The following is a 13,641-nucleotide window of genomic DNA, read 5'->3' on the forward strand; positions in this document are numbered from 1 at the left end:
GCGGGCGCGCGAGGGGAAAGGGGTCATGGACGTCAGATCTTTTGCGAGATGCCGATGAAGAAGCCGCGTCGCGGCCCGTATTGCGGCGCGAAAACGCCGATGCCGCTGCCGTCGCGGATCGCGTAGATCGTGTCGAACAGGTTGACGACGTCGAAGCGGATCGTCACCGGCTTCATGTCCGGCGCCCATTTGAATTGGTGCATGGCGCCGAGATTGAACTGCACATAGGGCGCGGAGGTCTGGGTGTTGGCGAAGCCGGCGCGCAGGCCGCTGCCATAGATCATGTCGGCGCTGAATCGCGTTCCCTGCCAGCGATAGGAGGCGCCGGCCGACGCCGTGAGCGTCTGGGAATGATCGGTATAAATGTAATGGTTCGAGATGAAGGCGAGTTCATCCGGGTCGAACAGATATTGGTTCGAGACGACATTGGTCGCCATCTGTTTGGCGAGCGCGAGATTGGCATAGGCCCGGAAGTCGCCCTGTTCGTAATTCACCTTGAATTCGAGGCCCTGGTTGAAACCCTTGGCGTAATTGAATGCGGTGAGGACCAGAGCCTGGCCGAACTGGCCGTCGTCGAGCAGGTCCTGGGCCCATTTCAGATAGCCGTCGATTCCGATGGTCAGGCCGGGGAGGACCTTCTGCTCTATCCCGGCGTCGAGATAGGTCCCGTGTTCGGGCAGGACCGAACCGGACTGGCTGACCGCCGGCGCGGCGGTGGTATTGGCGAAATCGGCGAGATTGACGGGGGCGCTCAGCGCCTGCGACGGCGGCGTGAAATAGCGCGCGAAGCCGATGTGCATATTCGTGCTGTCGAACGGCGCATAGGTCAGGCTGAGGCGCGGACTGAACTGATTGGCGTCGACATATTGATACATCTGGTCGAAACGCAGCCCGGCGTTGAGCGTCAGTTGCCGGCTGATCTTCCATTCGTCCTGGAGATAGGCGCCGAGGAGCCAGCCGAATTTCGAGCTTTTATCGACCGGCGCCGGAAAGGGCGCGCCATAGGGATCGCCACCGGCGTCCGTGGCGAAGACGAAGGACGAATTGCGGACATAAGTGTCTTCGCCGCTGGCGTAGAGGCCGCCGCGGATCGTGTGCGCGTCGTTGTAATGATATGCGGCGTCGACGCTGACGCCATTCAGGAAACTGTCACGCAGCACGTCGGAGGCGACGCCGTTGTAAAGCAGGTCGCCGTAGGTGTCCGGCATGAAGTGAAGCTCGCTGTAGCGCGAGAAATAGGCGAACTGGAAATCCAGCGCGCCGGCGGATTTCTGCCACGCCAGAACGTTGTAGAGGCTCGCCTCATACTGGTTTTCCGCGACGGCCGACGACGGAAAGGCCGCCGAGTTGGGCAGCAGCGCCGCGACGCCGGGAAAAGGCGTCTGCCAGGGGGTCGCCGGAATTTGGTAGGTTCCGACGGCGCTCCCGGTGAGGAAGCTCAGCCGCGAGCCGTCTTCGAGAATGGTCGAGACATAGCCGAAGAATTTGTTCAGCGCGTCGCGGTCGTGGATCGCATTATAGGCCGGCGTCGTGTTCTCGATGCCGAGATTGCTCTGGGAATATTGGCCGGTGAAGAAATATTGGGTCTGGCCCGACGACCCGCCATATTCGAAGCTTGGCGTGATCGTTCCATGGCTGCCGCCGTAAACCCCGACGGCGCCGCCGCCGTCGAAGACGCCGTTCTTGCTGGTGACGTCGATGATTCCCGAGGTATGAAGGCCGAATTGCGCCGGCAGGGCGCCCGTCAGCAGCGACATATTGCCGATGAACTGGGTGTCGAGCAGAGTGCCGAAGCCCGCCACACCTTCGGGCAGCAGCACGCCGTTGACGCGGTATTGGACATTGGCGTGCTCGTTGCGGATGTGCAGCGATCCGCTCGCGGCGGAATCCTGCGAGACGCCCGGCGCCTGGAGCAGGACCTTGTCGAGCGGCGCGTTGGCGCCCTGCGGCGCCTGTGCGATCGCCGCGCCGCTGATGTCATAGGGACTCACGCCGAGCGGCGGGAGGATGTTGGCGCGCGCTTTGTTCAGGCCCGTTGTGTTTTGAGCGAGAGCGCGCGCTTCGGCCGCTGCGGGCGTTTCAGCTTCGGGCGTTGGCTGTCGCGGGTGGGGCAGGGGCGCCGCCGCTCGATGGGCGATGCGCCGAATATTCGGATGCGGCGCCGGCTTGCGCGCAACCGCGATCTTCCTCCTCGGCGCGGCCGGCTTTTGCTGGCGCACGGTGACTTCCGGAAGGTTGGTCTGGGCGCGCGCGGCACAATGCCAACTCAAGGCCGCCATCGAACCACCCAGCATCAACAATTGTCGCCATCCGGTCGCCCGCGTGTATTTCATTGCCGTCCCAGTCCGTCGCCCGCATGTTATTTTATAACATAACATATCGAGACCACGGCCTGTCAACTCGTTCGGCGTCGGGCGGGAACACGAAACAGGGACTTGCGCCGGACGCCAATTCATGGGCGGCGTCGACTTCGCTGCAAGCGCGGCAAAGCCCCTCTATCTCAGATACTTGCCGCTGCGGTCGAAACCCGGCCTTGATCGCTTCCTCCGCCAGAAGGGTGTCGATCTGCGGGCTTCGATCTCATCGCCGCGGCCGCATCGACCGCAGATCAGCAACAACCCGTGGGGGTGATGGCTGGCCTGCTGCCGGTTTCGGGGTTACGGCGACGTGATGCGAATTGTAAAATTAGCCGAAGGGGATTCATTTCATGTGGCTTCAGCCAAAATAATTGTTGGATTTCGTATCATGTCCCCTTAATGCCCTTGATGCCCGGTAATGCCCGCGGGCCCCGGGCAATGCCAAATCAGGTCCTCAGTGACGGATCAGGGCTAGAAGAATGATGATCGGGATCGGAACGCCGAGCATCCAGAGCAAGATGGAACGGCCCATGACTTTTCTCCGCGTTGGAGGCGTTTCGCCAGCGTGTCAGATGGCTGGCGTCAAAGTTTTCGTCACGGTGGCGACCGCCCACGCTGGCTCCCCACCAGGCCGCCGCAGCGCCGAGGACCATCGAGGCGGCGGTCAGGAATGCGAGGAGGATCCCGGCTTTGCGCGCGGTTTCAGTCGCTGCCCGCTCTTTGTCGGCTGAAGTTTTGATCTGAGCGGAAATTGCATCGACGCGTTTTTCGGCGTCAGCCGGCTTGAGGCCGGCGCGCGCCGAGACAATACGCGCCAGATAGGCGCGATCATCGGCGTTCAGAGAACCATCGGCCGCGCCCTTCCTCAATATTCGCGCGACTTCCTGACGCGACGAGTCCGAGTTCCCGCTCCCGCCCATCGTCGCTCCATCGTTTCGCAGCAGGGCGTCGGCTTCGTAGCCCATGGGATCGACCCCAGGCGAGATGCTCGACGCAATGGCCGATGACGCGGACTTTCCATGATCGGCGCCGCCTTTGATCGCGGACGACAAGGACATCGTGGTGACAGCGGATGAAAGTGAAAATGTCGCGAGCGACGTGCCGATGACCACTGCAACTGCCCAGACGACAAGGCCATGCGCGCCATCCCTGACATGGACCTGATGGGGCGTCGCGCCATCGATGGGACGGCGCAAACAGCCCGTGACATATCCACCCGCGACGAAGCTGGAGACCGTGATCCAGGTGAACCAAAGCGCCAGAGCGACGTAAAATATTGCTGGCGATGGGCCGTGATAAGGGGAAACAAGCGAAAGGCCGATAGCGGAGCCGAAGGCAGTCATCAGCACGATGATCGCGGAAGCAAGAATCGCCCCCGCAAAGATTGCCGACCATTCGACGTAGGACGCCCCGGACGGACCGCGTGCAATTGGACTGGCTGGCGTTGATGTGTCGGTCATGGCCGCGTCTTTCTTCTTGTCTTGCTCAGCGCAAGCCGAGGAATGAAAGGATGAACATGACGACCACGATGAGGCCGACGATATAGATGATGCCGTTCACACAGCCCTCTATGGAAGCGACGATCCGGATCAGGCGTCGCCTCGCCGATAACCTTGTCTCAAATGAAATTGGACAATCCTGAGATCGGGCGAAGGAGTCGGCGGGAGACGCATTCGCCCGAACGCGCTATCGTGAAAAAGCGGCGCGAATGAGCCGCCCTTTTTCACGACTGGCCTGAGGCCCCGATCAAGCCTTGTCTACGATTTCCTTGATCGCGTCCTTGGTCTTGCCAACGGCCTCCTGCGTCTTGCCCTTGAGCTTCTGCGCGGCGCCTTCAACTTCAAGGTTCGGGTTGCCGACGGCATGGCCCGCGGCCTCCTTGACGGCGCCGGCGACCTGATTGGCTGCGCCCTTAACTTTGTCGCTCATACTGCCCATGATCAATCTCCTCGGGGATTGAGGCGAAGCGTTCCCGCGCATCGCCTCCTGGGTTGCTGTTCGCGGGTCCGACAATATGAGGCGTCGACGGATCGCGAACAGGCTCGGAAAATACCCATCCATGTCGGGCCAGCGCGGCGAGGGAAACGTGGGGCGCGGGCCTGTTCGAAATCGTGTTCGTGAACCGGGTTCAGTATCGGCCACGCCCATAACCATGCCCGTGACCATAGCGATAGCCATGGCCATAGCCATGCCCGCGCCCCCAGCCGTAATGGTGGCCACGGGACCAGCCGCCATGCCGGCCTTGGCGCCCGTAATATCCATGAACCTGCGTGATCATCGCCTCGGATTGGCCCGCAACCACGCCCGATGAAGGCGCGAGAGGCATGGCTCCGGCAGGGAGGGCCAAAGTCAGACCAAGCGCGATCAGCGCGCCGCTCAACATCGTTTTCATTCAGATTCTCCTTCATTCGTGCATCGCGCCTGCGCGCACAATTTCCGTTGCGCGCGAAGCGCTCAGTCCAGGCCGCCTGTCGCCGGAGGAACGCCGGTTACCTCGCGCTCTTCGAAATCGCCGCAGGAGCCGTCGAAGGCCGAAAGCGCGTCCTCGATATAGTTCGGCAGCAGCGCCGTCCCGAGCAGATAGCCGGCTGTATTCGTCTCCCGGCTCCGTCCGGATTCCGAACCTCCGAGCGCCATTCGGGGGTAAAATCGCCCCGCCCGATCCAGGCGAACGCGACGAGGGCGTCCATCTCGTCGCGTCAAGGGCGTCGATGAATTCCCGCAATTCCTGCATGAAATGCCGGTCGGCGGCATCGGTCAGGGTGATGGTCGAGCAATCGTCTGACGGATTGGACGCATCAGGTCTGACGCCTTCGTCCTCCGACAGGAGTTCGCGCGCCTTGACCACGATGAAACAGACTTTGTCCATATTGATTTCCGGCATATCCGCTTCATTGTCGCGCGCATTCGCGGCTCATCCTCTCGCGGTTCGGAGCCGGAGAAAGGCTCCGGCGCCTGCAGGTCCCATCAGCGTTGGCCGCCGGGGCCTCCGCCCCCGCCGCCAGGGCCACCCCCGGCGCCGCCTGGGCCGGCGCCACCACCTGGACCGCCGACAGCGGGGCCGCCGCCTCGCATTGGACTGCCGCCTCCGTGACCGCCGCCTCCGGGCACGCGGCCATGGCCAGCGCCTGGCCCGATTCCTGCCGGCCCGATTCCTGGATGACCGCCTCTCGCGCCGCCGCCAGGGCCTGCTCCAGGCCCTGCTCCAGGCCCTGCTCCAGGGCCTGCTCCAGGCCCGGCGCCAAGGCCGCCTCTCGGAGCGCCAGGCGCCACAACCCCGCGTGCGGGGTTGTGGCGCGTATCGACGCCTTTCCGATGACCAGGAGAGATCCAGCCCTGCCAGCCATAGCCGCCGCCCCAACCCATGCCACGCCGCTTCGCATAGCCGCACCAATACCAACCGGGTCCTTGCCACCCAAACGGGTACCAGCAGTAGCGATGGCCGCCGAAGCGATACTGGATGTTTTCGATGTTGCTCACGGGAACTGCGCCGCGCAGCCCATTGAACAAAGGCGCGGCTTCCGCAGATTTGGCGTAGAGATTGGCGCCACCCGTAAGCGAAATCGCGGACACCGCCGCAAGGATGAATGTTCGCATGAGTTTTCGCTCTTCCTCTTTAACGCCGCAGCGCCGATGTTGAGGCGGCGCGCTCGGTGCAATGAGGGGTTAGTTTTGCTCCAGCTCACGTTCGGCGGCAGAATCGGAAACTACTCATGCGGCCCGTAAAGGGCCGGTTGAGATCACTGAGGCGCCGGTGACATCGGGGATTTGCGCTTTGTTCTGCTGGTTGCCGCTCGGAAATAGCGGGGGCGGGCTGTTCCCGCCGTCCACCCCATCACCGTAATTCCCGTTCACCAACCGTGTCCAAGACGGTGAACATGTGCCAGCGTCAGATGTAGCCATCGGGCGTGTAGGGCTTGAAGGGCGCGCGGCCGCGGCGCATTTGCAGCCGCCGGTCGATGCGCGCCAGCGGTTCCGAACGCGGGTAAAGCGGATCGTCGGGCAGGACGAAACGGTCCTCGCGGCCGCTGGCGTAGCCGGCGAGCTTGTAAAGGCGCGCGCTTAATCCGGCGAAGGATGCGCCTTGCATAACGCCGTCGAGAACGGCTCGCATCGCGTTGCGACCGGTGTTGCGGAAGAAATTCACCGGCGAACTGGCGGCGATTTCCATGAGTTGGGACGCCGGAACATGCGCGATCGCTAACTTGGCCTTCTCGACTCCCCAGCAGCTTCCGTCGAGATAGACGAGCGGATTTTTCGCCTCCCTGGATCGCCTTTCGAGCAGCATGGCGAAATTCGAATAGGGCAGGCGCCAAAGATGCGGCTTTTTTTTCAGGTTGAACAGGATGTCGATTCTCATCGTCCTTCCCTTCTCGACTTTCCGTCCCTCCAGATCGAACCCCGTTCGATAGAGGACCATGGCGTCGTCGTCGTCGCCGTCGGAATGGCCGTCGCGGACGAGAAAGTCGAGCTTTCCTTTCGCGATTTCGTTCTCGACGAAGGCGGGCGCGACGGCGACGGCCATTCGCCTGGTGAACCTGAACCCGAGAGACCTGAAATAGGACGTATAGGCGGCGACGAGATCCCGCACGTCGTTGGGGGCGAGCGTCGCGTCGAGCGCAACCAGTCCGCGCCGCGTGTGTCCTGGGAAGGCGGACGGCGGGGTCTCGCCGTCGTTCATGACTGGGGTGACATTGATGTCGGCGGCATAGTCCCGATCGCCCTGCCTCCAGCTCCAGTGAAATTTCTTCACGCTCCCTGCCGTGCGAACGTCGATCTCGCCGAGCGGCTTCGTATAGAATCCGAACCTGTTTTCGGCGCCGCCCTGGATCGGCTGCGATCCTAGCAGTTTGAACGTCACCTTGCCGTCCCGTTGATACGAGGACACGTCAGTGAAATTGATCGAATCCTTCTTATGGAACAACAGCGTCGCTGCGTTCCACGCGAACACCCACCCCTTATATGGCCCCATCGTGATCGCGGCCGGCCCATTCGAAATGCGTTCCGCCGACCTGTATCCATAGATGTAAAGGTACGCCTCGATCTCCTTGCGCGACATGAAGGCCTTGAAGACGCGGCTGTACTCCACCCATCCGGCATAGTCGTCGAGACGTCCTGACGACAGCGCGTCCATCAGGAAATAGGCGACGAGAGGCTTGAGCTTCCGCTTCAATGGACGCGGCATGAGGGCGATCGGACGCCCGCATAGGCTTCCGGCGAGAAGGGCGTCGCCGAATGACCGATAGACTTCGGAGTCCTTCGGGCCGACCTTGATGACGTAGTTGTTGGCGTAAAGCCGTGAGATCGAAATGCTGCGGCCGTTGGGCAAAGTCTTTCGCCACGCGGAGCCGGCGAGGCCCTCGATGGGCACGTCCTCCCCGGCGCGCGCCAGACTCGCGGGCGGACGGGCCTTCCGTCCGAACCGCCTTTCCGCTTCGCGCGAAAAGCGTTGCGGCTCCTTGGCCGAGGTCGGGCCGCCGCGGTCGAGATCGTAGCCGATGGTGACGCCGTCCCACGAAACGGCGAGACGCTCGCGGGCCTGATCGACGAACACATGTTCGTCGGCGTTCAGCTGGAAGGCCGGCCCCAGTTCGAGCGACGAATAGTCGCAGGCGGGTGCGGCCGGCCGAACAGGCGCCGCGGCGGCGGAACATTCGGGGAGGGACAAGGCGCAGAGAAGGAAGACGAGGCGCAGGATCATTTCCGGAAAAAGGCGGATCAAGATCCTCTCCTCGCGCCGGCCTCGTTGCCGAGAGGCGGCGCTCTCGTAACGACGATGCGGGCTGCTGGTTCCGCCTGCGCCATGCCGGAATCGTCGAAATTGGTCAAACTCAGATGGCGCGTGGCGGCGAAGCGGTCGTCGACGATTTTGTCCCGGTCGATCCTGTCGTCGTACCCATGACGAGTGATATGGACCATGTCGTCGGTCACGGCGAACTTTTTTTCAACGCGTCGAAGGTATGTTGGAGCAATTGCGCACGGCCTTCGACTTCCACGGTCGTAGTCATGCTTTCCTTGAGCTTTGTTCTATTTTCCGTGTGTCGCATGGTTTGTCCTCATCGATCAACAGACGGATCACGCGAACGCGCTTATTCACGCTGTTCCACAGCCTTTTCTTTCCCGGCGACGCCTTTGGGAAGAATGCTTCGCGAGCGGCGATGCTACTCGCCAGGCTGCGCCACGATCTGGGATCAACACCGTCGACACGGAGCTTGACGCTATTTATTTTCGATTGATACCCCTTTGGGGCCGACGTGAATCTGCACGCCCTGTGGCTGCTTTCGGTCCTGGTAAAGCTGATAGCCGAGCACGCTGACGATCACGACGAGGCCGCCGATGACCAGATAGAATATAGCGCCGCGATTCATGGCTTTGATCTCGGTAAGGGGGCTGTGTACTGCGATATTCGCCCAATTGGCGAGGGTGTGACGTCTCGACTTTACGAAACTCTCATTTCAGACAGCACCCCCGGAAACTACCCAGGCTAAAAAGTCAGTTTTAGCGTTCTGCCGCCTTCGCCGCGTCTTTCGCCGCCTCGATCTTCGGCTATTTGGTCTCCCCTAAGAAGTCCGCACGCGCTTTGTTGTTCGCAGGGTACAAAGTTGACCCCGCGTCCTCGCGGTTACGGGGACGGTGTGGACGGCACCCCGAAATGCCGGCCTTGATCGCTTCCTCCTCCAGAAGGGCGTCGATCTGCGGGCTTTCGCTCTCATCCCAGCGGCCGCATCGACCGCAGATCAGCAACAACCCGTGGCGGTGATGGCTGGCCCGCTGCCGGTTTCGGGGTTACGGCGACGTGGATTACCGTGACGTGATGCGAATTGTAAAATTAGCCGAAGGAGATTCATTTCATGTGGCTGCAGTCAAAATAATTTGGAGATTTCGTATCATGTCCCCGTAATGCCGTAATGCCGTAATGCAGGTAATGCCGTAATGCCGTAATGCCGGTAATGCCAGGGTATTCCGACGAGGTGGAAAATGGCGGGGACCAGAAAGACCGGCAGGCGCCGTAATGCAATTGAAACGAAAAAAGGCGGACCGGAGCCCGCCTTCATCCGGAGTTACGGGAGTTACGGGGACGTGATACTAATTCACCAATTACCGCAAGTGTAAGCTTTGGTGGCAGGCGAGGCTCGTTCCGGCGGCGTGGAGGGAGGCGGGGCAGTTGTCGTCGTCGCGGCGTCTGGGGTTCTTTGGTGCTGCGAAAAATTCAATCATTGGTTGTGAAACGGCGTGAAAATGCAGTGAAAAATCGCGCGATTTTTGCAGATTCCGGGCATTTTGTTGCAAAAAACCCCTCGATTTCCACCCCCTGCAACCGCGCGGTTGTGCGCGCATCGCCCGTGGCAAGCGAATTTTTGCGTACGGCGAAACAGGGGGCGCGCTTGTTTCCCATTCCCGCACGCCGACGAAAATTCTCGTCAGAATAATATGTTGCGACAACAAGTGGTCTTGATCGCCTCAGCCTTGCCGAGCCAGCGGTTCGTCGCGGATGTTTCACATGAAACAAAACAAGAACAAAACTTCGCAAGTCCGAGTGGGTTTTTCCTGTCGAATTGATTTCCACCCCCCGATTTAACGCCAATCCAGGGCTCCGAATCCGGGCCGTGAAGCGCCGTCAAGCCCGGGGACGTCAATCCGCGTTCAAGCTCCTTAAGCGAAGCGCGCAAATGTCGCGAAACTGCGGTAAAAGGAGGTGATGAGCGAATCTCAGCCTCCCGTCGCGCCCCTGCGCTTCACCGCCCGCGCCCTCCTTCTCGGCGACCGGATCGACCTCGGCGGGCTGGAGCGGACCGACACGATCTCGACGTCGCCCTCGCCCCTGGCCTTTCACGTCGGGCAGAACGGCAAGGTGGCGCTTTACCGCTATGGCGTCGCCGTCATGGCCGGCCTGACCCCCCTGGAGGAGGAGGACGTGCTCGCCCGGCTCAAGGGCCGGGTGGTCGGCTCGCCCTTGCGGAAGGAGGACGAAATCGCGACCCTGCTGGTCGGGGAGGGAGAAGAGCGCATCACGCCGGGTGGGCAGATCGCGCTCAAGGACCTGTCCAACGAGCGTTTCCTCGTCTTTGCCGACGCCATCGCCAAAAGCGTCGCGCTTGCGCGCGACGAGCGCGAGGTCAATATCGTCTTTGACAAAGTCGAGCCTCTGGCCAATGTTCTGGGGCGGCTTGGCAGGCCCAACCGCAACCGCAAGGAAATGCTCAAGCTGATCGGCCAGGCGCTCGGCGTGCAGCATCGCGTCTCGGGCCGCGTCGCGGTCGACGACAAGCCGGACGTTCTGTGGGACCGGCCGGACCTCGAACGCCTCTACGCCCGGCTGGAGGACGAATATGAGCTGAAAGAGCGCGGCGAGACCCTCCAGCGCAAATTGGACGTCATCGTCGAAACCGTCCGCGCCCTGACCGACATCATCGACGCCGACCGCTCGTCCTTCATGGAAATGGCGATCGTGCTGCTGATTCTCGCGGAAATCGCCATTTCCCTGTTCGAAATCATCTTCGTTCGCGGGCATTGACGCCCCCGCTTGAGCGCGACCGGGCTCCGCGTGACATTTTTGCAATGGCGTCGCCGCCGCCGCGCCGCATGGGGGAACGCGGCATTGACACAGCGGCCATTCCCTTTAACAGAGGGGTCTTGTCGCGTGGGCGCCCGACGGGGAGGCTGCCGGAGCGTCCGGGCGCGCGTTCCACAGGCGGCGGGAGACGCGGAAGCCCATTTGCAAGCCGCCGAGCGCCGAGAGGCCGGATTTTGTTCTCTGCCCTGAAGCAAAAGTTACGGAAGCGGTGGTTCACCACCGGACAAATGCACCTGATCGAGCGCCTGATGCGCGAGCAGGGCTCCAAGCATTTCTGGGGCTATGTCTTAGCCTTCGGGATGATGGGCGTTATCGCAACGACCACGACCCTTTCCGCCTATATGATGAAATATATTGTCGATCGCATCTTTGTCGATCGCAATATCGAGGCGATGTGGGCGATCGGCGGCGCGATCACCGTGATCTATATCGCCAAGGGCTTCGCCACTTATGGCCAGCAGGTGATTTTGTCGCGAATCGCCAACAATATCATCGCGGAAAGTCAGGCGAAGATCTTCGACAAGATGCTGGCGATGGACGTCAGCTTCTACAACGCCCGCCATTCGACCGAATTCCTCGCTCGCCAGGCGTTCATTTCGCAATCGGCGGGCAGCGCCCTCAACACTCTGGTCACGGCCTTCGGCCGCGACGTGCTGACCACGCTCGGCCTGACCTTCGCGATGTTCCAGCAGGACGCCGTGCTGGCCTCGGTCGCGATCCTGATCATGCCGCTCGCTATTGTCGGCGTCAGAAAGCTGGGCAATCGCGCCCGCCGCGTGATCATGACCGAGTTTTACGGTTTCGCCGCCATTCTCGAATCCCTGCAAGAGACCGCTCAGGGCATCCGCGTGGTGAAATCCTTTACCCTCGAGCCCTTTATGCGCGAGCGGCAAGTCGCCGCCATTCGGAGTTTCGAGACGGCGGCCAACAAACTGACGCGGGTGCAGTCGCGTTCGAGCCCCTTGATGGAGACGCTCGCGGGCGTCGCGGTGGCGATGGTCGTGGTCTATGGCGGCTATCGCGTGATCAATTCCGGCGCGCAGCCGGGCAATTTCTTTGCCTTCATCACCGCGATGCTGCTGGCGACCGAACCGGCCAAGCGCGTCGCGCGCCTGCATGTCGACATCAGCACCTCGCTGCTCGGCGTCGAAATGCTCTATCAATTCCTCGATGAGAAGACCCCGGAAACCGAGCCGGACGACATGCCGGCGCTGCAGATCACAGCGGGGCGGGTGGAGTTCGACAATGTCGAATTTTCCTATCGTCCGGGCGAAATGGTGCTGAACAAGCTCAGTCTCGTGGCCGCACCGGGCGAGACCACGGCGCTGGTCGGCCGCTCCGGCGGCGGCAAGACCACCGCCATGAGCATGATTCTGCGCTTCTATGAGCCGACCGCGGGCAGGATTCTCATCGACGGCCAGGAAATCGCGGCCTTTTCGCGGCGTTCCTTGCGCAGCCAGATCGCCTATGTCGGGCAGGACACCTTTTTGTTCAAAGGCTCGATCCGCCAAAATATCGCTTTCGGCAAGCCCGGCGCCTCGGACGAGGAAATCATCGCCGCGTCCAGGGCCGCCTTCGCCCATGATTTCATCATGTCCTTCGAGAACGGCTATAATTCGCCGGTCGGGGAACAGGGCATGCAGCTTTCGGGCGGGCAGCGCCAGCGTATTTCCATCGCCCGCGCCTTCCTCAAGGACGCCCCGCTGATCCTGCTCGACGAGGCGACCTCGGCGCTCGACACCGAATCCGAACGGGCGGTGCAGGAGGCGCTGAAAACCCTTTGCGCCGGACGCACCACCATTGTGATCGCCCACCGCCTCAGCACGATCGCGAACGCCGAACGCATCTGTGTGATCGAGGGCGGTCGCGTGGTGGAAACCGGCCGCCAGGACGAATTGCTTGCTCGCGAGGGCATTTACGCCTTGTTGCACAAGACCCAGTTCGACCGCGGCCTGATGCTCGCCTCGTCAGGAGCCGCGGCGGAGTAAAACTACTCAAGATCAAACAATTAATTTCTATGCCTGCTGCAATGGATGAAGTTGGGCGCTGCTTTCAAGAATTATCGCTATCGCATTGAAACAGAAAGATGAATATGCGTTCTAGCCGATGTGCGCCTGGAGAGCGCGCGGCGCGGCTGGAAAAGCGCGACCTTTTGCGCAATCCTTGCCGCCCTCCGCCGAATGACGCTCTCCATCATTCCCATTCCGAGTCCGTTCCATGCCGAAATCCGCTTTTTCTGAGCCGGTCCTGACCGTCGCCGAAATCGAAAAGCTTCTTGACGAGGTTTTCCCACAGCTTCACCACGGCGGCCGCACCATCATGGTCGAGCAGGTTGCGCCGATGACCGCGCGGCTACGGCTGATCGCTCATGAGCGCCATTTGCGTCCGGGCGGGACGGTTTCCGGCCCCGCCATGTTCACTCTCGCCGATGTCGGCATCTGGGTCGCGATCTTCTCCCATATGGGGCAGGAGGCCCTGGCGGCGGTGACCACCAATCTCAACATCAATTTCCTGCGTAAACCGCCCCATGGCGATGTGATCGTCGAATGCCGCCTGCTGAAATTGGGCAAGAGGCTCGCGGTCGGCGAGGCGACGCTCTTCGCCGACGGCGCGGACGCGCCGGTCGCCCATGCCGTGGGAACCTATTCCATCCCGGCGGCGAAGCATAAGGTATCCTGATACCTATACCATGACTCCATTGAGAATTCA

General features: G+C 61.6%; 13 protein-coding genes. 3 read left to right on the forward strand and 10 right to left on the reverse strand.

Annotation, left to right across the window (positions count from 1 at the left end):
• Positions 1 to 32 precede the first annotated feature (32 nt).
• The 10 genes from K2U94_RS09505 to K2U94_RS09550 all read right to left on the reverse strand — a co-directional run bounded on the left by K2U94_RS09505 (position 33) and on the right by K2U94_RS09550 (position 9,753).
• Entirely contained in the window at positions 33 to 2,294 is a 2,262-nt protein-coding gene (locus K2U94_RS09505) for a TonB-dependent receptor (protein WP_243066977.1), read from the reverse strand.
• A gap of 509 nt (positions 2,295 to 2,803) precedes the next feature.
• Complete coding sequence (locus K2U94_RS09510; protein WP_243066978.1) at positions 2,804 to 3,817, reverse strand: hypothetical protein; 1,014 nt, start codon at positions 3,815 to 3,817, stop codon at positions 2,804 to 2,806.
• A gap of 286 nt (positions 3,818 to 4,103) precedes the next feature.
• Positions 4,104 to 4,535, reverse strand: a complete 432-nt coding sequence (locus K2U94_RS20750) for a CsbD family protein (protein WP_425332513.1) — start codon at positions 4,533 to 4,535, stop codon at positions 4,104 to 4,106.
• Entirely contained in the window at positions 4,486 to 4,749 is a 264-nt protein-coding gene (locus tag K2U94_RS09520; RefSeq protein WP_243066979.1) for a hypothetical protein, read from the reverse strand. The genes K2U94_RS20750 and K2U94_RS09520 overlap by 50 nt, the downstream gene beginning before the upstream one ends.
• A gap of 62 nt (positions 4,750 to 4,811) precedes the next feature.
• Positions 4,812 to 4,994 carry a hypothetical protein gene (locus K2U94_RS09525; protein WP_243066980.1) on the reverse strand — a complete coding sequence of 61 codons (183 nt, stop codon included), beginning with the start codon at positions 4,992 to 4,994 and terminating at the stop codon, positions 4,812 to 4,814.
• A 254-nt stretch (positions 4,995 to 5,248) separates the two neighbouring features.
• Complete coding sequence (locus K2U94_RS09530; RefSeq protein ID WP_243066981.1) at positions 5,249 to 5,728, reverse strand: hypothetical protein; 480 nt, start codon at positions 5,726 to 5,728, stop codon at positions 5,249 to 5,251.
• A 518-nt stretch (positions 5,729 to 6,246) separates the two neighbouring features.
• Positions 6,247 to 8,079 carry a hypothetical protein gene (locus K2U94_RS09535; RefSeq protein ID WP_243066982.1) on the reverse strand — a complete coding sequence of 611 codons (1,833 nt, stop codon included), beginning with the start codon at positions 8,077 to 8,079 and terminating at the stop codon, positions 6,247 to 6,249.
• Complete coding sequence (locus K2U94_RS09540; RefSeq protein ID WP_243066983.1) at positions 8,076 to 8,288, reverse strand: hypothetical protein; 213 nt, start codon at positions 8,286 to 8,288, stop codon at positions 8,076 to 8,078. The genes K2U94_RS09535 and K2U94_RS09540 overlap by 4 nt, the downstream gene beginning before the upstream one ends.
• Positions 8,289 to 8,575: 287 nt before the next feature.
• Positions 8,576 to 8,725, reverse strand: coding sequence for a hypothetical protein (locus tag K2U94_RS09545; protein WP_243066984.1), 150 nt, complete (start codon positions 8,723 to 8,725; stop codon positions 8,576 to 8,578).
• Positions 8,726 to 9,567: 842 nt separating this feature from the next.
• Complete coding sequence (locus K2U94_RS09550) at positions 9,568 to 9,753, reverse strand: hypothetical protein (RefSeq protein ID WP_243066985.1); 186 nt, start codon at positions 9,751 to 9,753, stop codon at positions 9,568 to 9,570.
• Positions 9,754 to 10,056: 303 nt separating this feature from the next.
• Here K2U94_RS09550 and K2U94_RS09555 point away from each other — a divergent pair, with 303 nt between their 5' ends.
• From K2U94_RS09555 to K2U94_RS09565, 3 genes are all read left to right on the forward strand, one after another.
• Positions 10,057 to 10,872 (forward strand): RMD1 family protein, encoded by an 816-nt coding sequence (locus tag K2U94_RS09555; protein WP_243066986.1) that lies wholly within the window; start codon positions 10,057 to 10,059, stop codon positions 10,870 to 10,872.
• Positions 10,873 to 11,159: 287 nt separating this feature from the next.
• Positions 11,160 to 12,920, forward strand: a complete 1,761-nt coding sequence (locus K2U94_RS09560; RefSeq protein WP_243066987.1) for an ABC transporter ATP-binding protein — start codon at positions 11,160 to 11,162, stop codon at positions 12,918 to 12,920.
• A gap of 229 nt (positions 12,921 to 13,149) precedes the next feature.
• On the forward strand, positions 13,150 to 13,611 hold the full coding sequence (locus tag K2U94_RS09565) for a PaaI family thioesterase (RefSeq protein ID WP_243066988.1): 462 nt from the start codon (positions 13,150 to 13,152) through the stop codon (positions 13,609 to 13,611).
• The last annotated feature ends 30 nt before the right edge of the window (positions 13,612 to 13,641 follow it).

The sequence above is a fragment of the Candidatus Rhodoblastus alkanivorans genome (assembly GCF_022760755.1).
GTDB classification, from domain to species: domain Bacteria; phylum Pseudomonadota; class Alphaproteobacteria; order Rhizobiales; family Beijerinckiaceae; genus Rhodoblastus; species Rhodoblastus alkanivorans.